The 17633-nt window shown below is 35.8% G+C and carries 17 protein-coding genes; 6 read left to right on the top strand and 11 right to left on the bottom strand.

Annotated elements, in window-relative coordinates; genetic code table 11:
• Positions 1-144: 144 nt before the first annotated feature.
• Both BKP35_RS07440 and BKP35_RS07435 read left to right on the top strand, forming a co-directional pair.
• The gene (locus tag BKP35_RS07440) at positions 145-1245 is read left to right on the top strand and encodes a DNA adenine methylase (protein WP_071312877.1); all 1101 of its coding nucleotides are present in this window, start codon (positions 145-147) and stop codon (positions 1243-1245) included.
• A 90-nt stretch (positions 1246-1335) separates the two neighbouring features.
• Positions 1336-3153, top strand: coding sequence for an AlwI family type II restriction endonuclease (locus BKP35_RS07435; RefSeq protein WP_071312723.1), 1818 nt, complete (start codon positions 1336-1338; stop codon positions 3151-3153).
• Between the two features lie 11 nt (positions 3154-3164).
• On the opposite strand, the gene BKP35_RS20065 is transcribed toward BKP35_RS07435, so the two are convergent.
• Together BKP35_RS20065 and BKP35_RS07430 are read right to left on the bottom strand one after the other, a co-directional pair.
• Positions 3165-3299 carry a hypothetical protein gene (locus BKP35_RS20065; protein ID WP_281244192.1) on the bottom strand — a complete coding sequence of 45 codons (135 nt, stop codon included), beginning with the start codon at positions 3297-3299 and terminating at the stop codon, positions 3165-3167.
• Positions 3300-3554: 255 nt separating this feature from the next.
• Entirely contained in the window at positions 3555-4346 is a 792-nt protein-coding gene (locus BKP35_RS07430; protein WP_071312722.1) for a DUF4397 domain-containing protein, read from the bottom strand.
• A 237-nt stretch (positions 4347-4583) separates the two neighbouring features.
• Between BKP35_RS07430 and BKP35_RS07425 the strand changes: the two genes are divergently transcribed.
• Positions 4584-6293, top strand: a complete 1710-nt coding sequence (locus BKP35_RS07425) for a WG repeat-containing protein (RefSeq protein ID WP_071312721.1) — start codon at positions 4584-4586, stop codon at positions 6291-6293.
• Here the strand turns inward: BKP35_RS07425 and BKP35_RS07420 are convergent.
• Positions 6290-6973 (bottom strand): endonuclease/exonuclease/phosphatase family protein, encoded by a 684-nt coding sequence (locus BKP35_RS07420; RefSeq protein WP_071312876.1) that lies wholly within the window; start codon positions 6971-6973, stop codon positions 6290-6292. The genes BKP35_RS07425 and BKP35_RS07420 overlap by 4 nt on opposite strands.
• A 141-nt stretch (positions 6974-7114) precedes the next feature.
• On the opposite strand from BKP35_RS07420, the gene BKP35_RS07415 reads away from it, so the two are divergent.
• The gene (locus BKP35_RS07415) at positions 7115-8209 is read left to right on the top strand and encodes a nitric oxide synthase oxygenase (RefSeq protein ID WP_071312720.1); all 1095 of its coding nucleotides are present in this window, start codon (positions 7115-7117) and stop codon (positions 8207-8209) included.
• Positions 8210-8359: 150 nt separating this feature from the next.
• The gene (locus BKP35_RS07410) at positions 8360-9817 is read left to right on the top strand and encodes a DUF2325 domain-containing protein (RefSeq protein ID WP_071312719.1); all 1458 of its coding nucleotides are present in this window, start codon (positions 8360-8362) and stop codon (positions 9815-9817) included.
• 174 nt (positions 9818-9991) lie between these two features.
• On the opposite strand, the gene BKP35_RS07405 is transcribed toward BKP35_RS07410, so the two are convergent.
• From BKP35_RS07405 to BKP35_RS07390, 4 genes are all read right to left on the bottom strand, one after another.
• Complete coding sequence (locus BKP35_RS07405; RefSeq protein WP_071312718.1) at positions 9992-10387, bottom strand: ectoine synthase; 396 nt, start codon at positions 10385-10387, stop codon at positions 9992-9994.
• Positions 10388-10551: 164 nt separating this feature from the next.
• Positions 10552-11838 carry a diaminobutyrate--2-oxoglutarate transaminase gene (gene ectB / locus BKP35_RS07400; RefSeq protein ID WP_211274608.1) on the bottom strand — a complete coding sequence of 429 codons (1287 nt, stop codon included), beginning with the start codon at positions 11836-11838 and terminating at the stop codon, positions 10552-10554.
• 119 nt (positions 11839-11957) lie between these two features.
• Complete coding sequence (gene ectA / locus BKP35_RS07395; protein ID WP_071312717.1) at positions 11958-12467, bottom strand: diaminobutyrate acetyltransferase; 510 nt, start codon at positions 12465-12467, stop codon at positions 11958-11960.
• A 691-nt stretch (positions 12468-13158) separates the two neighbouring features.
• Positions 13159-13377, bottom strand: coding sequence for a DUF5654 family protein (locus BKP35_RS07390; protein ID WP_071312716.1), 219 nt, complete (start codon positions 13375-13377; stop codon positions 13159-13161).
• A gap of 246 nt (positions 13378-13623) precedes the next feature.
• Here BKP35_RS07390 and BKP35_RS07385 point away from each other — a divergent pair, with 246 nt between their 5' ends.
• Positions 13624-14397 (top strand): PP2C family protein-serine/threonine phosphatase, encoded by a 774-nt coding sequence (locus tag BKP35_RS07385; RefSeq protein WP_071312715.1) that lies wholly within the window; start codon positions 13624-13626, stop codon positions 14395-14397.
• 474 nt (positions 14398-14871) lie between these two features.
• Here the strand turns inward: BKP35_RS07385 and BKP35_RS07380 are convergent, their stop codons facing one another.
• The 4 genes from BKP35_RS07380 to BKP35_RS07370 all read right to left on the bottom strand — a co-directional run bounded on the left by BKP35_RS07380 (position 14872) and on the right by BKP35_RS07370 (position 17011).
• Positions 14872-15741, bottom strand: coding sequence for a hypothetical protein (locus BKP35_RS07380; protein ID WP_071312714.1), 870 nt, complete (start codon positions 15739-15741; stop codon positions 14872-14874).
• 318 nt (positions 15742-16059) lie between these two features.
• Positions 16060-16209 carry a YfhD family protein gene (locus BKP35_RS07375; RefSeq protein ID WP_139192819.1) on the bottom strand — a complete coding sequence of 50 codons (150 nt, stop codon included), beginning with the start codon at positions 16207-16209 and terminating at the stop codon, positions 16060-16062.
• Positions 16210-16257: 48 nt separating this feature from the next.
• Positions 16258-16386 carry a YfhE family protein gene (locus tag BKP35_RS18865; RefSeq protein ID WP_084031506.1) on the bottom strand — a complete coding sequence of 43 codons (129 nt, stop codon included), beginning with the start codon at positions 16384-16386 and terminating at the stop codon, positions 16258-16260.
• 73 nt (positions 16387-16459) lie between these two features.
• Positions 16460-17011, bottom strand: a complete 552-nt coding sequence (locus tag BKP35_RS07370) for a GNAT family N-acetyltransferase (RefSeq protein WP_071312712.1) — start codon at positions 17009-17011, stop codon at positions 16460-16462.
• Positions 17012-17633 lie beyond the last annotated feature (622 nt).

Here is a 17633-nt window from a genome sequence, read left to right as displayed (position 1 = left end):
GATAAAAAAATTCAGTCGAATGTAATAATTTATGATTGGACCCTAACTAACCAAAAAAATGATATAATAGAATGAATCTTTAAGTACATGAATTGGAAGTGAACAAGAGTGACAGTTACTCCTTACAATAAACTCTCACCATTTATGAAATGGGCGGGTGGAAAAGAAAAAGAACTCACACACATTTTGCCAAACATACCAGAACAGTTTGATCGTTACATCGAACCGTTTATCGGTGGGGGAGCTGTTTATTTTGCGATGGACAAAGAGCGAATGTGTATTAATGATAAGTTTACAGAGTTGACTAGCCTGTACACTTTTATAAAAACGAATGATCAACGCTTTTTTGAAAAACTAGATTCCATTTATGCGAACTGGCTAGAGATCGAGAATTTCGTATTAGATAAGGAGTTAATGTTTGTTAATAAGTATAAACAATACTCTGAAGATCATATTACTAAAGAGGAATTAGACGATTTTATCGTACAATTTTTACATGAGTACTCGAGTGTATTCGAAGAAATACTAGCAACGTCTTTTAACGTTAAACAAGACAAGTTTATCGCCGAGCTAAAAAGAAACTTAACTGGCAAGACGAAACGTATGAAAAAAATTGAGGGAGAAAAAGGGAAGCTACCTTCCTCTGATATCGTAGATAATATCGAGACAGCTTTCAAAAGCGCTTACTATATGTATTTGCGTTATTTATACAATTACAAAGCCGAGTTAAACTTGCCAACATCTGATCATATCGCAGTCTTTTATTTTATTCGCGAATATTGCTATGCAAGTATGTTTCGCTATAACAAAGAGGGAAAATTCAACGTTCCTTACGGTGGAATTTCCTATAACCGTAAAGCATTTAATAAGAAAATCAACTATATGAAAAGTAACGAATTGAGAAATCATTTACAACGCACAGAAATCTACAATTTGGATTTCGAACAATTTTTTGAAGAAATTGAGATAACCGGAGAAGATTTTATTTTCTTAGACCCACCTTATGACAGTGACTTTTCAGATTATGCGGGAATGTCCTTTACTGCCGAAGATCAAACAAGGCTAGCGAACTATTTATATAATACAGAAGCTAAATGGATGCTCGTCATTAAGAATACTGAGTTAATCCAAAGTTTGTATATTGATAGAGGCTTTGAAGTATTGGCTTTTGATAAAAAATATCTCGTTAGCTTTCAAAATCGTAACGATAAAAATACAGAACATTTATTAATAAAAAATTATTAATTTGAGGCACTTTCCGTGTCTCTTTTTTTACACTATTTTAACGGGTTTTGATGTTTAATAGAAAAAAATAACTTTAAGGAGTGAAGTGCAGTGAACTCATGGTGGTTTCGAACAAAACCGAGAAGTATTTTAAAAACGTTGAGGTGGTTTCCTCATTTTGCTGCATTAGAAAATGAAAATTGGAACTATCAAGCCCCGGATAAAATGAGTCGTTGGAACGATAAGCCGATTCATCCAGCGCGTCGGGATTATATTTACCGAGCTCATTTACAAGAGCTTGAGGAACGTTACCCGACCTACGATGACTATTTGTCGGGACTTCTTGATGAAAATGAAACAGAATCTACCGGTAGAAACGATAAAACAACGTTTGAGTTTTACGGTCTTGGCTATGTTGCTCCTAACGGTTTAATAAAAGTGACAGAGGCCGGCCAACTTGTTAATGAAGGCCGTGCCGATGAAAATTTACTTATTAGACAATTATTAAAGATGCGTTTCCCATCACCGAGTGTAGTAAGAAGAAGCCCCCATAGGCGAATAAACCAGGATGAGAATTTTGTTTTTCCAATGGAGGTTATTTTAAATGTATTTAAGCATTTTGATCATTTAAACAAGTTTGAGTTAGGTTTTCTATTTGGTTGTACCCAAATAGAAAATCTAGATCAAACGATAAAAGCGATTACTAAGTTTCGTAACGAATACGAAGCATTAACCAACAAGAAAAACATTAAAAGTGTCACGGCCATTTTTAATAAGATTTTTAATGATGCCTATCCTGAAATTAAAAACAAGCCAGAAACGTATTATAAAGACTATGCAGATGCCCTCGTCAGAACATTAGAATACACTGGCTTATTTAGTCAACGTGGTAGGGGCTACTACGTAAAACTATTTGTTCCTGAACATGCAAAAGTGAAAATGAAGCTTTTACAAGAAAATTACGAGTTTACTTATTATGATGAAAATAATTTTGAAAAGTATATGGAATGGTTTGGGAACCCCTATAACATCACACTACCTTGGGAAAATAAAGACAATATTAAAGAAATCATTACGAATAAGGTAGAGTTATTAAAAACGAAGCTTCAGCGGGCTGAAACTCAAATCGTTAACTTTAATGGGGGAGACCGGACGAACGCCGTAACTAATTTACTTACTGAAGACGTCGTCAATGATAAAGAAGCTTTAACGAAATTAGATCAATATTTAACGGAGCAGTTGGTTTCCTTAAACGAAGAGCTTTTTATTAAATATCATTCAAAAACTGAGGCAGCAAGAGTAGAAATATTAGAGAAGTTTAACGATATTATTGAAGGTAATGAAGATATGGCAGCTTTATGGTTAGAGTGTAATACGTGGAAATCACTCGTTGCGATTGAAGGTCGCCATTATGTGAAAAGAAACTTTAAGATCGAAGAAGATTTAACCCCTAAAGCATTTGCGCCAGGGGTTGGGAATACTCCTGATATGGAACTTTATGATGATCATTTCATTTTAATTCCGGAAGTTTCTTTAATGACAGGTGTTAGACAGTGGGAGCACGAAGGTTCGTCTGTAATCGACCACGTGAATAAATTTATTGAGCGTTATCAAGATAAGGAGATTTACGGTTTATTTTTATCATCATCAATGAACATAAGAACGATGTGGCAGTTTTATATTTTAAACCGCGAATCGTGGATAGGTAAACCAGTTCCCGTGGTTCCTATCACCTTAAAGCAGTATGTTGATATCATCACTTTTATTTATGAAAAAGACTTAGCTATTGAAGATTTGAAAAGTCTGGTGAAGCTTATTCATAAAAAAACGTTTGTTTTTTCAACATATAAAGAATGGCAAGAAAATATTAGTACTACTATTGAGGAGTGGAAACAATCGTCCTCGTCCAAAAGGATTATTGAAACTTAATAATTGTAAGATTATCCACTCTTCTCCGTTTGATTCATCACTAACTTTTGACACAGTGGGCAAATCGCTTGGTGAGACGGACAATTAGCTGCGGTATCGTGTATTTTTCCGCAAATGACACATGGAGTAGTTTTATACCCTTTCATCAAATCACCTCATTTACTAATATGAGCAGTAGCCGAGCAATATTACATAAGTCAATTTCATTAAGTAAAAAACAATTGTTATTTATTATGTCCAAAAATGTAAAAAGGTTGCTACTTAAGTGAATTTCATAATTATCTAAATTGAGCCATATCACGCAATATATAGTTTGCGATCGGTTTTGACGCAACTATATATTGATCATAGTGGCGAGAATAATGAATTATGAAATTCATTAGTGGCAACCTTTTCTTCGCTTACGGGTTTAAAATCAATGCTTCAAAACGAGGGCGTCCTTCAAAAATACCAATTGCTGCAACCGTATAAACTTCATTCGCTCTTAAATTTGTGTCACGTAATGTTAAAACAATATTATCAGTGCCTGCTTCCCGAACTTCTAATGTTACCGTTCCAGGATCAAGTTCAAGATAATCCGAAGCATCTCTGAAAGATACATCCTCAAATAAAACATCTCCATCAGCGACAGCAATATCTACTTGTGGAGCGTTTGGTGATAGGTGCCAAACACGAACTTTAGTTTTACCTTGTGGTACGTCAGGTTCGTCTTCAACAACAACTAGACGAAGGTCCTCAAGGCGATCGGCAGCGGCAATCGTATAATGCTTTCCTGCTCCTACTCTTACATTTTCACTTAATACTGCATCATTTGTTTGACCAGCAGGATAAACTTCGATTTCATAAGAGCCTGCTTGTAAATCCATATAAGGGCTAATTTGGTAATACATCATGTTTTCAAATGTTTTTTCACCATTTACGTAGATATCTACACGCGGCGCATCTGGTGAAGCATGAAGTACACGAACCTTTGCACGCTGATTATTATTGTTATTGTTGTTGTTCGGGTTTCCTGAACTTCGGTACGGAGTCCCTCCAAATTCTACCGTTTGACATAGTTGTTGCATACACATCAGGTGTAACTGATAGTAGTAAATATGTTTCTGTGGATCAAGGTACTTATAATAGTTTGCAAGCATGTCATACATTGCAGCATCTTGAACAATTTTGTTCAATGGTGGATATTGATACATAAAATCTCCCCTTCCGATCTACTTTTAACAAACGAACTTTGTTAAAGAATAATAGTATGAGAAAAACGAAGGTTTTCACTAATTTTTTAGCAAAAACAAGTTTTTCAAGATACACACAAAAATAATGTATGATGAAGGGTATAATTTGGGACGTTGTCCACGAGGACTTTTTTCAGGTAGGCACACCCCTACCGAACTGTTCATACAATATAAAAAAATAATTTAGGGGAAATCTGTATGAACAATAATTTCTTATATTGTGCTTCTTTAAAAACAAAAGAAGGAACGAAGTGGGGCTACATTAATGACAAGGGTGAATTTGAAATTAACCCTCACTTTGAGTTTGCAAGTGATTTTCAAGCGAACGGATTAGCAACGGTAAAAAAAGGTGGTAAGTTTGGATGTATTGATAAAAGAGGAAATTTCGTTATTGCACCTAAATTTGAGACGATCATCGATTTTTCCGAAGGTAGAGCGACAGTCGTACTTAATGGCCGCTTTCACGTGATCGATGAGACCGGCCAAGTTTTAACAGAGCAAGGTTATAGTTTTATTAGTATGTATCAGCACGGCAGAGCAATGGTAGCAGATACGATAAAAGACGCTTACCGCTACGGCTATTTAAATAAAGAAGGTGAAATAGTCATCCCGTTGCAGTATGAAACGGCAACAGATTTTAAAGATGGCTTAGCTATTGTAAAAGTGGAAGAAAATAAGTTTGCACTTATCGATAAGCACGGAAACATTACTAATCAGTTTCATTATTTTTATGTCGGCAATTACGGAGATCTACTGTTAGCCTTTAAAAAAACCTTCAATGGTCCGTACGGGTATATTGATATGAAAGGGAACGTGATGATCGAACCTAAATTTACTACTGCCCTACCTTTTGAAGATGGTAGAGCGGTTGTTAATATCTCTAATGATATTCGCAATAAATACGGACTGATTGATAAGAAGGGGAACTACATCATTCAACCGATCTATAACGATATTATGATATTAGGTGACAATCGTGTTGCTGTCGGGAAGGCTGTAGATGAAGAAAAACCGTTTCTCGGATCTAATTATGCAATTGCCGATTGGAGTGGTGAGCTGTTAACTGAATTTTTATATGAACATGTTTCCTCTTTCGACCAAGGGATAGCCTCTGTTTTCAACAGCGAGAAAGCTTTCTTCATTGATCGGTCTGGAAACCGAGCAAGAGGTTTGCCAGCTGTAGTTGGCGCTGATAGTGTGTCGCTCATCGGAAGGCTAGTCCGTGTAATAAAAAGTAACCGGGTCTCTTACTTAAGCCGAAAAGGCAAGCTTGTTTGGAAGCAAAATACGATTATTCCTCTTACTCGTCGTTATCGAGTTCTTGAGAAAAAATATGAACCTAACAATAATTACGTTGTATTTTATCCTCAAATAGACGGATTAAAAAGTGGAAAAGTTGAAAATGAGGTAAATAAAAAGTTAAAACAACTTTCAAACTTGAAGGAAATTGATCGTGACGAACAATTACAATACAGTTATAGCGGTGGCTTTAACATCACATTTTTTAAAAAGAATTTACTCGTACTTGAGCTTTACAGCGATGAATATTATTTTGGAGCAGCACATGGAATGCCTAGTAAAACTTATGCAAAAATCAATTTGATTAACGGTCGTTTCTATGAGCTCAAAGATTTGTTTATAAAAGAAAGTAATTATGTTGGGCGATTAAGTGAGATTGTTGAAAACATGATTAAAAAAGATCCACAGTACAGTTATGTTTTTCCGGGAGCTTACGAAGGGATAGCTCCGGACCAACCGTTTTATGTAAACGACGACACTCTTTATTTATATTTCGCTCCATATGAAATCGGACCATATGCTGCGGGCTTCCCGACGTTTGAAATTCCATTTTCTGAAATTATGGGCATCATCGATACGAAGGGCGAATTTTGGCTTTCATTTCATTAATCAAGCTCTAGCAAAGCAACAACCGGCAAGTGATCAGAAACGTCACTTTCGATAACCGCACTTTCGATCACCTTAAAGTGGTCAGTGACAAAAATGTAATCTAATCGTGAGCGGGGCTTTTTCGCAGGGAATGTGAAGTGAGGGTTTAACGCAGCGCAGTCTATAAGTTTCTCACTCATCATGCGATAGGCGTTAGAGCTCGGCTTTCGATTAAAATCCCCCATTATAATAGTAGGTTCTGAATGATCACTCTCCCACAAAAAGCGCACCATTCTATCGTTTAAGACTGGATGAATGCTAAAATGACTTACAAAGACCTTGATATTTCTCTCGTCTGTAGCCACTTTAGCTTCTAATAATGACCTAGGCTCTGCGACAGGAACTTTAAATCGGAATATTAAATTATGATTACTCAAAATAGGATAACGGGATAGGAAGGCATTTCCGTACTGTCTATTTCGCTTTCGACCAGTCTGTATTGCTGGTCCAAATACGTAGTTCATTTTAAGCCTGCTAGCGAGCCACTCTCCTTGATCTTCAAAAAAACTTCTCCTTGAAAAGCAACAATCGACTTCGTTTAAGCCGACAATATCTATTTTTTCACGTTCAACCATAAGTGCGATCCGTTCTAAGTTTACTTTTCTATCTAATCCACGCCCGTGCTGTACATTTAATGTCATTACTTTAATTTGGATGGTCAACACCCTCTATCAATAAAGGTTTATTATGTAGCTTTTGACTTCAAAGAACTTCTCATGCAAAATTAAGTGGAAGGTGACCGAAAAAAATAATACCGAAAATAACATTTTTTGAGGTGAAACATGCTTTATAATAAAGAGACATTAATTCAACAAGCAGAACAATTTATCACGAAATGTTATCAAGAGTTACATAAAACTGATACGGAAAAGGAAGAACGTATCCTTGAAGTAAAGCGTGAAATAGAGTTGAATGGCGACTATGAACATACATATGAGGAATTGAAACATGGAGCGAAAATGGCTTGGCGTAACAGTAATCGCTGTATCGGACGACTGTTTTGGGAAACATTACAAGTCGTTGATGAAAGACATCTCGATACAGAAGAGGAAATTGTTGAAGCCTTGTTTCGTCATATTAAAAATGGTACGAACGGTGGAAAAATTGTGCCGACAATTACTGTTTTTAAACCGAAAAAAAATGAGCAAAACGAAATTAGGATTTGGAATCACCAGTTACTTCGCTATGCGGGATATGAGAAAGAAACAGGTGTTCTTGGTGATCCGATATCACTCGCGTTTACGAAGCGTTGCCTTGAAATGGGGTGGCAAGGCGAAGGGACGAATTTCGACATACTTCCACTTGTGTTTCAAATAGATGGAAGTGCCCCTGCTTTTTTCGAAATTCCAAAAGAGCTTTTTATCGAAGTGCCAATTACACACCCAACATACACTGCATTTTCCGATTTACAACTAAGGTGGTATAGCACGCCAATTGTTTCGGATATGAGGTTAGAAATTGGTGGCATTCATTATACGGCTGCTCCGTTTAACGGTTGGTACATGGGAACAGAAATTGGCGCACGTAACTTTGCTGATGAAGAGCGTTACAACTTGTTACCAAAAGTCGCTTCAATACTTGACCTCGATACGACAAAAGCAAGCAGTCTTTGGAAAGATAAAGCTTTAGTAGAGTTAAACGTAGCTATTCTTCATTCCTTTAAAGAAGCTGGTGTTAGTATCGTTGACCATCATACAGCTGCAGTGCAATTTAAAAAATTTGAAGAACAAGAAAAACAACAGGATAGAGCGCTAACTGGTGATTGGACGTGGCTTATCCCGCCGGTTTCACCAGCAACGACGCACATTTTTCATAAAGGTTATAAAGATAAAATTGTCACTCCGAACTTTTTTTATCAAGATCGTGCATATAGTTAAGGGAACAACTTTCGACATTCTTGTGCGCCAAAGTGTTATATCTTTTATTTATTGTCTGACTTACGGAACTTCCTGAACGTGGAAGGTGAAAGCTCATCTCCTTCAGGTGTGGGAGTATCAGGGAAATCATCATAGGTGGTGTCTTATTCAATGATCGAATTTGAATTGATCGCTTCAAGAGCATGTGTCCATTGTGGACAAACGATAGAAGTAAAGTTAAAACAAATAGAAAACGTCTCAACAAATACGACACCATGGATTATGTTTCATACGCAGCTTTTTGAATTATCAACTCTCGAATGTTGTAGTGTGAACGAACTGCCGACCCATATTCGTATGAACAGCGGTGAACAAGTGAATGACACCGGTAAGCTTAAAATAGGAAGTGAAGAAGTTCCGGTAATCACCGATGCTATAAATACGTTTGCTTTTACGAGAACATATCAAGAACAGGTGGAGCTTGAACAGCAATTTTCTAAGCAAAACAAGCTCTGGGAACGAGAGAAAGATGAGTTTTTCCAAAAAACATATACGTATTTTTCCGTACATTTTGAACAAATCATTGATGAAATGGATCACCAAGAAGTGTTAGATATTTTACGAACGTTTGAAGACACATGTATGCAAAGAGATCCGTCAAGGCCAAGGCGTTTTGTTTATAAAGGAAAGAATGAAAGGAAATTAATTACGAAATGGATCAAAAAAGAGATCAAATCGTTAGCTCAAGAAGAGTCTGAAGAGTTTAAAAAGTATCTTTTTTTCTTAATTGTTGATTATTTCGTACAGCTAAAACTAATTCCTCAAATTCATTATTTAAAATGGGAAGCGCAAAAGTTTGAAAAAATGTTAGGTGAAAGTTTACTCACTTATTTATTAGTTTCATTTCCACTTACAAGTTACTTTTTGTTTTTAAAAGATGAAGCACTATTAAGTTTAACGAATAAAGGTCGCTTACAAAAAGAATTGCGACAGTTGCTCGAAAAGACGCAAAAAGAATTAGCGACAACTTCAAGCAATAATGTCCGAATGCAACAAACGATCGAAAGCCAGCGTAGGGTGATTGTTGACTTAGAATTGAAAAATGAAAAACTTCGAATTCAAAATAGTCATTTGGAAGAACTACTTGATGAAACAGGGGACGAAAGAATCATTGCAAGGCAATCTCAAAAAATCAAAGAGTTAAAAGGGATTATCGATGCGATGCAAGAAGAGATGAAAATGTTACACTCACAAATTCCTCCTGAAACAACGAAACAGGAGGATAATGAAGTAGTTAATGAAACTACGAAATACAGAGAGCAAACTGAGTCTAAAGATTTTTCATTACTTGCCGGAAAAACGGTCGCCATTTTTGGAGATATACAAGGTTATGAAACAAATGAAGATAAGTTTGGCTGCACTGTTTTGTCGTGTGAATCTCTGAAAAACCCTAATGCGGTAGGAATTTTGAGGGATAGTGATATTTTGGTAGTTTTAACTCAGCGCATCTCCCATAGTTGTATGTGGTCCATTAAAGAGTATGCTAATCAACAAAACTTGCCAGTCGTATATTCGCGCCATACGAATTTGGAAATTATATTAGAGCAAGTGCTCGAGGTTTTAGAGTAGGGGAGTTGCTTGATACACTGGTCCATGGATGGCTTAGGATGGCCTACGGCTGAACTAAGGGCATACATGTCCATGCTAACGGACATACGACCAAAACCAATCTTTGGATAAGAATAAGCGACGCCACGGGAACTACCCGAGCGTCGTTTTTTATGATTTTGAAACTTTTATTGCTTATTTCTTTGTTTCTTCAACTAACGGATAAACGCCATTTTCGTCGTGAACTTCACGACCAGTAATTGGTGGGTTAAATACGCAAACCATACGCATATCTGTTTTTGCACGAAGTAAATGCTCATCATGCTCATCAAGTGCATAAATTGAGTTTGCTACGATTGGGTGAATTTTGTTATCTTTTAATGTCTCAACTTCACCTTCACCTTCGATGCAATAAACAGCTTCTAAGTGGTTTTGATACCAAATATGAGTTTCAGTTCCTGCTTTTATGATTGTGTCATGGACAGAGTAACCCATGCCGTCTTTTGCTAGTAATAGACGACGACTTGTCCAATTTTCACCTTTTACTTCGTTTTCTGATCCGATGATGTCTTCTAATTTTACTACTTTCATGTTTGAATTCCTCCGTGACTTTTTGTTTTGTAAGTACCCGCAGAGGGAGGGTGTCCCCCTGCGGATAAAATTAGTCTAATGAAAATTTCGACTTAGCGAACTTAGCTAATAATATATTTGTTTATAATAGTGTGATTTTTTAGGTGGGACAGGGTCTGTTTTAATTACTTTGCAGCTACTGCTTCTTTTGTCGCAACTAAGCTTTTCACACATTCTTCGATAATCGCAAAGCCTTTTTCCAATCCTTCGTTATCAATCGTTAACGGAGGGAAGAGCTTGAATACTTGATCTTCTGGTCCAGCAGTTTCCATAATTAAACCTTTTTTAAATGACATAGCACAAATTTCTCCTGCAAGTCCTTCAACAGGTGTACTAATTCCTTGCATTAAGCCACGACCTTTTACTTCACCTTGAAGTTCAGGATATTTTTCGATGAGGCTTGTTAAAAATTGAGTAACTTTCTCAGATTTTTCTGCAATGCTTTTTTCGAACTCGTCAGTCTCCCAATAAGTCAGGGATTCCGTTGCTGTAACGAATGCCATGTTGTTACCACGGAATGTACCGTTATGCTCACCTGGATTCCAAATATCAATTTCAGGTTTAATTAATGTTAAAGCTAACGGTAAACCGTAACCACCGATTGATTTTGATAAACAAACGATATCAGGTTTAATACCTGCTTTTTCAAATGAGAAGAACGTTCCTGTTCGGCCAATTCCTGCTTGAACATCGTCGATGATCAATAAAATTCCCCAACGTTTACATAGGTCTTCAATACGTTGTAGCCACTCGAAACTTGCAGCATTAACACCACCTTCACCTTGGACTGTCTCGAGGATCATAGCAGCTGGGATTTCAACCCCACTACCGTTGTCTTCTAAAAAGCGTTCGAGATACTCCATGGTGTCGAGATTTTCACTAACAAAACTGTCATAAGGCATAGTAACAACGTGTTGAAGTGGAATACCTGCACCTTCTCGTTTTGCTTGGTTTCCTGTTACTGATAATGAACCAATTGTCATCCCATGAAATCCGTTTGTAAATGAAATAACATTCGTTCTTCCTGTCACTTTACGAGCAAGCTTAAGCGCACTTTCAACTGTGTTTGTTCCGGTTGGTCCAGGGAACATCACTTTATAATCCATGTTACGTGGTTTTAAAATCACGTTATTAAATTTTTCTAGAAAATCACCTTTTGCATCTGTTGCTTTATCTAAAGAGTGAGCAATACCATCTTCCATAATGTACTCAATTAATTTTTTCTTCATGTTATCGTCATTGTGACCGTAGTTAAGGGCACCTGCACCAGCAAAGAAGTCAATATATTCCTTTCCATCCATATCCCAGATCTTATAACCTTTTGCTTTTTTAAATACTGTTGGAAATCCTCTTACGTAACTTCGTACACTAGATTCTAACTCGTCAAATATTTTCAGGTCATTATTTATCATGTTTGAAAAATCCTCCTTGTATTTTAAAAACGGCTATTTTCGTTTATACTGCTTCGATATTCAATTAAGGTTTCTGATCCCCCATTTTCTAGCAAACCATAGTTTAATTATAGTTTTACTCAGGATAATGGTCCGACTCTAAATGTATACTCTTCTTCGTGATCATCACCAGGGAATAGATCACTAGAGAAGCATTCTTGAACAACACATCTTGTTTGTTGTTTCTTTGCAAAACCTCGAAATAATGACTGTGAGGCAACATTTGATGGGGTTACTGTAGCTTCTAAATATTGTACGTCTTTGCAGGCAGTTCTCGAAACGAGTTCGTTTAACATTTTTGAAGCTAATCCTTTTCCACGTTGTGAAGAATCGACTCCAACTTGCCATACAAAGATGACGTCTGGATTTTCAGGGGGTATAAAAGCGGTTATAAAACCAACTAATTTTTCGTCTTCTTTAACGACGACACACGTGTCTCTAAAATATTCACACATCATAATGTATTTATAAGGTGAATTTGAATCTAATGTTGATTGTTCAACTAATTCCCACATTAAAGCTCCATCTGAAACAGAAGGCTTATCGATTGTTAACGTTTTTTCCATAACCATTGTATTTGTAGATTTCATCGAAGATCACCACGGTAATGAAGATGTCTATGAATGAAAATTGGACTTCACGCTCCTTCAAAGTAATTATTTAACATAATTAATCATAATAACAACGAGAAATATAAGCAAACGTGCTTAATACGGATAATTAAGGATTATTTACGGTGACTAGTGATGAATGAATATAAGAGTACGAATATATCTTAATGCTACCAGATTGTTTCATTTCCATCAGATTTGAAATAAAATAGTAAAAATCGCCATAAAATTCAATAAAAAATGGTTAAAATACAAAATTTGCTATTAATCCCTATAGTTAGAGGTATCAAATGTAATTTTTGTCGAAAAGTGTTAAAGCTTGTATAGCGATAAATGAATTTCATAATTCAATATTCTCGCCATATCAAACTTTATGTAGTTGCGTTGAAGCGTCCGCAATTACATAAAGTTTGATGTTGCTCAATTTAGGTGTTTATGAAATTCACTCCAATTAAATATTTTTCTTTAAATTGTAATTAATCCTCATAGTCTAAGTATTTTTGCCTATTTATTAAAATAATAGATGTTTGTGTAAGAGTGAACAAGCAAACTAGCATACGATATTAATAAGGTGCTAATTATTTTAGAAAAGGTTTATGTATAAAGTTTATATAATGCTTGCTTAGGTGCTCTTATAAAACGGTGTGATTTTTTGGTTTGGAGCGTTAATTTAATCATCCTCATTAATAAAACTGGCAAAAATAGTTGTTATAAAAACAGCGATTGCTGTTATTAAGATGGCAAATACGAAGCGCTCACGAATACCTTCGCCTTTAGGAAAGTATGAATTAAATAATGCTTGTACAGCATCGTTCCAAGCAAGAGCCGCCATCACACCGATTGCAGCTGTGAAAAGTGTAATCATTTGTTCCATCAGTTTTCGTCCCATTTTAACCACCTCTATTAAACATTATGAGGTTGAATTTAGTTTAGAAGTGCGTGTTCAAAAAGGAGGATAATCAGAGCCGAGGAGGTTGAGGCGGCGAAGCTTCGAGCAACGGAATGTATGCTATTAATACATGAGTAGCACAGAAGCGAGCCAACGAAGAGATTCGAATGCTATGATTACCGGACTTTTTGAACATCCTCTAGAAGAGTCTTTCATAGAGTTTTCAAAAAAGGTAGGGGAAGAACTATGCAAAATCATCATTGCAATGAACACCTACTAAAAAATGCAAAGAAGTTACATCAACAGTTTTTACCGAAAAATTTTAATATTAATGATGAGATTTCGTTTGCTTCATTTTACAAGCCGGCTGAAATAATTGGTGGAGATTATTTTAATTTTTTTAAAATTAATAATGATCAAATGGTACTTTATATTTCAGACGTGAGCGGACATGGAATTGATGGAGCAATGCTCAACATTTATTTAAAAACGACCATTGATTTTTTATTGTACAGTTTACAGGAAAAAGGTAATAAACTTGCTCCCAATAAAATCGTAAAGCAGATCACGAGCAAATTTATCGGTGATCAGTTTGAAGGAGACTACATGATTTGTCTCTTTTTAGCTATTTTAGATTTGAAAAGTTTTAAGTTGACGTATGCTAGTGCAGGCTTTCAAACCCCAATGATCGTGTTTTCAGAGGATGGTTTAGTCGAAAAAAAAGAAATTGGTGGACTCCCAATTTCAACAGCTATTCCACTAAGTTTATATGATATAAAAAATAAAGAATTGTGTTTTTGTGAAGGTAAAACGATTGTACTTTTCACAGACGGGATCGTAGAGGAAGAGCGAAATGGAAAGCTATTCGGCACAGGTACAATTGTAAAAATATCGGAAAATGCAGGCAGGAAATCGCCAGAGGTTATTAAACAAGAAATTGTTGATGCCTTTAATCAGTTTACGAAAGATAAATTAACCAACGACGACATCACCCTCGTCCTTTTAAAGAGACATCACTAAATGGTAGACGTCATGTGAAAAATTCACATGGTGTCAGACACCCCCCGTGGACAAATGGCTAAAATGTCCGTGTGGTGTGGACACCTGCGTCCATCACCACTTTATTACGGGTTTCCCCATTTTAAGCGGACATGAGAGGCCTTATTTCATAGATTTGTTTAGTTTTTACAATTTAGCGGACACCATGGACCTTATTCCATCTAAGTCAGCAGTTTTTGCTTCGTTTTTTGCCAAATAAGGTCCCTCATGTCCGATAATTCTTAAAATCATGTTTTTTTGGTGAAATAACGTCCCTGGTGTCCGCTTGGATCAGATTTCAGCTACCGAATAGGCCAAGGGTGAAATTTCCCCCTAAAGAGTTCGCTATTTATTTGTTTTGCACTATTTAGCTTTATTGATACTACTGCACTCCCCCTATGATGCACACTATCCGTAAAGATATGAAGCAACCGGAAAAGTCTTTTGCCCTTTTTTCTAATTACTTTTTTTCACACTTTGAATGCCTTTCTTTACTAAAGGCACTTTTGACAGCTGTTTTAGCCACTCTTTCGTATCGATCTTTGCACAATTCTTTACGCGTTTATACATAAGTAGAAAGATCGGTTTAAAATAATGACACTTGTTTTGAATGTCGATTGTGTAAGTTTGTGCAAGTGTACTTTGAATTAAAGGGATATCATTAAGTGGGACTGTCTTTGCGGCATGTTTCAAAAATGAAAATAAATAACTTTTACTATCGTAGGTTTGATAATAAGTAGATATTTTTTCGAGTAAATTATTATGATTAGGTAAGTGGTCAGTGAGCTCGTGCAAATGATCATCATAACGATGTAGGGTGAGGAAATAAAATGCTTTGTGTGGGTTTGCTTTTTTTAACGCTTCTCTTAACGAAGCATTAATAAGAGAGTCGTGACATTTAAATTCATTCATTTGTAATTGAATGAGTCGAGATGGCCAGCCGTTACTAATGTCTTCGAGATGTTCATCGACTAGGAGTTTAAAAATATTTTCATTTTTCATTTTTGCATCATTTTCATTATGCAGTGCATCTTTTAAGTCGTCTTGCTTAATTTGCTTTTGGGCTTTTCTGCCCACTAAACGATTATAACGATTTAGTGCAGTCGTTGAAGAGTGGTTAGATTTTTTGTTGGTAAAAAATGCATCATAAAAAGAACCGTCCTTATTGAGTACGGCGAAAATGACAGGTTTCTCTCCTTCAAATAATAGAACGTGGATGCCGTCTTTGTTTCGGTTGTCTTGATATTTAATCGTATAAGCTTGTTTTTCTTCTAAATAAACCGTTTTCCCTAGAAAACATTGTGGAAGTTGCAGTTGTTTTTCCATATTATACACCCCTGCTTTCTTTTCATTTTATTGCTTACCTATATTGTACACTACCTTGTTGGTGTCAGACACCAATGAAAGTTCACTTTCACCAACATTTATGGAAATAAGTTGCTAAGAAGCGTCCCATTAATGAAAGTGAACTTTCCCGTAGCAACTTATATACAGGAGAATCCCCCGTGGACAAATCGCAAAAATGTCCGTCTCAGGTGGACACCATACCTTTGTTTACTTGTTTTTTCCAGTATGTCCACGACAGGCGTACAAAAACGTAAAATGTCCACGGGGGGTGTCTGACACCTTCCGTGGACAGTTCGTTTATTTTTTCTTTTTAGCACGGCGGTCTGCTGCTTGAGATCTTTCTTGTGCTTCTATGTCATCTTGGTCAGCAAGTTCTTGAGAAAACTCAATATCTCTTCCATCACTTACAACTTCTTGGTTTCGTTGCTTTTTCTTTTTACCCATCATTATTCGCTCCTTTTAATTTTACTTAAACGAGTTTAATTTACGGTAGTGTTATGAACGATTTCCTCGAGCTCTTTCTAGTGCTCTATCTGCTGCTTTGAAGTCGGAAAAATAATGAAATTCTTGTGCTTTATTTAACGTTTTCTTTTCATCTCTCGCGCGTTGCTTTTTGCTTTCCATATTAGTTACCACCTTTATACTGTACTTTTTCAAAGGTAGTTTGTTTGTTTTTAACAAATTTTATACATTGTTTTTATGCTTCTTTAAGCTCCGACTGTTGCGTCTGATTTCGATATTGATATAAAGTAAATTGATCTTTTTCAATTTGAAATAAGTCATAAATAACTGTATCATGATTGATTTTTTCGAAAATGTCTTTCCGCGTCTCGTTTCCTATAGAAACATAAGGAAGTTTAAGCGCAGCATTGATTGAGCGAACATTTTCTTTTCGAATTTTCATAAAAACAGAACTAATATTTAGTTCATAAAATAACTCGTTAAAAAACAGATCTTTTGCGACTTGATTAAACCCTTTGCCGTGATAAGGCTTTCCTAACCATGTCCCTAAAAAACCAGCTTGGTGATTTATATCAAAGAGGTTAATCGTGCCAATCGGATTACCCCATTCATCCACAATTGTTCTTGAAACTAGCTCACCGCGCTCTTCAGCTTCAATTGTTTGCTTCGTTAAAAATAGAAACTCTTCATACGAATTTGCCTTTTGTCTTACAAAGGGGAAGACCGCTGGATCAATCATTAATTCATATAACTTGTGACAATCTGTTAGCTCGCGCTTTTTAATCATAATATTTACCCCTCCACACAGGGGCAGAAAAAATAAACCCACCCCTCGAATTTAATGAAATTACGTATCAAATTCGGGGTGGGAATCGAACCCACTAGGACCAGACTATTCTGGTGGCGCAACCAATTGCCTTCCCATCTTTCTTGCGTATTTTATTTAATTTTATTATGTTATTCGAAAACATAAATATCGTTATATTTAACCAAAAATACTTAATAAACTCTATTTGAAGTATATTTAGCGAATTAATTACACATATACTCTATATAACTACGGTTAACGTTTGTTAACTCGTTAATGCTTTTATTATCATAAACGATTTTCAGAAAAAATGAAACTGTTATTTTTAACTTTTTTTTGTTATTTATTTCATTAGTTTTTGATAAAGAAGACGGGGATTAGAGGCGTTAAATGATACTTTAATCCAAAGCGCCATCATAAAATATCTAGTTTGTCCTTACATCTTTTTATGAAGTAATTCTTAAGAAAAAATGACTAATTAATGAAATATCGACAACGTATTTATAAATTTTCACAACTTATCCATGTTCTCGCCTCTTTGTACATTTATAATTTAGCTATAGTGATTTTTATAAAAAGTTAATTTTCGTTATGAGAGTGA

The sequence above is a fragment of the Anaerobacillus arseniciselenatis genome, from assembly GCF_001865995.1.
Classification (GTDB): Bacteria; Bacillota; Bacilli; order Bacillales; family Anaerobacillaceae; genus Anaerobacillus; species Anaerobacillus arseniciselenatis.
Note: the sequence above shows the minus strand (reverse complement) of the source record. Positions and strands in the feature narration are given on the sequence as shown.

Coding starts and splice junctions, on each gene's coding strand:
- BKP35_RS07440 (WP_071312877.1), top strand. CDS start 145: ATGAAATGGGCGGGTGGAAAAGAAAAAGAACTCACACACATTTTGCCA.
- BKP35_RS20065 (WP_281244192.1), bottom strand. CDS start 3,299: ATGAAAGGGTATAAAACTACTCCATGTGTCATTTGCGGAAAAATACAC.
- BKP35_RS07430 (WP_071312722.1), bottom strand. CDS start 4,346: ATGTATCAATATCCACCATTGAACAAAATTGTTCAAGATGCTGCAATG.
- BKP35_RS07425 (WP_071312721.1), top strand. CDS start 4,584: ATGAACAATAATTTCTTATATTGTGCTTCTTTAAAAACAAAAGAAGGA.
- BKP35_RS07420 (WP_071312876.1), bottom strand. CDS start 6,973: ATGACATTAAATGTACAGCACGGGCGTGGATTAGATAGAAAAGTAAAC.
- BKP35_RS07415 (WP_071312720.1), top strand. CDS start 7,115: ATGCTTTATAATAAAGAGACATTAATTCAACAAGCAGAACAATTTATC.
- BKP35_RS07410 (WP_071312719.1), top strand. CDS start 8,360: ATGATCGAATTTGAATTGATCGCTTCAAGAGCATGTGTCCATTGTGGA.
- BKP35_RS07405 (WP_071312718.1), bottom strand. CDS start 10,387: ATGAAAGTAGTAAAATTAGAAGACATCATCGGATCAGAAAACGAAGTA.
- ectB (WP_211274608.1), bottom strand. CDS start 11,838: ATGATAAATAATGACCTGAAAATATTTGACGAGTTAGAATCTAGTGTA.
- ectA (WP_071312717.1), bottom strand. CDS start 12,467: ATGAAATCTACAAATACAATGGTTATGGAAAAAACGTTAACAATCGAT.
- BKP35_RS07390 (WP_071312716.1), bottom strand. CDS start 13,377: ATGGGACGAAAACTGATGGAACAAATGATTACACTTTTCACAGCTGCA.
- BKP35_RS07385 (WP_071312715.1), top strand. CDS start 13,624: ATGCAAAATCATCATTGCAATGAACACCTACTAAAAAATGCAAAGAAG.
- BKP35_RS07380 (WP_071312714.1), bottom strand. CDS start 15,741: ATGGAAAAACAACTGCAACTTCCACAATGTTTTCTAGGGAAAACGGTT.
- BKP35_RS07375 (WP_139192819.1), bottom strand. CDS start 16,209: ATGATGGGTAAAAAGAAAAAGCAACGAAACCAAGAAGTTGTAAGTGAT.
- BKP35_RS18865 (WP_084031506.1), bottom strand. CDS start 16,386: ATGGAAAGCAAAAAGCAACGCGCGAGAGATGAAAAGAAAACGTTAAAT.
- BKP35_RS07370 (WP_071312712.1), bottom strand. CDS start 17,011: ATGATTAAAAAGCGCGAGCTAACAGATTGTCACAAGTTATATGAATTA.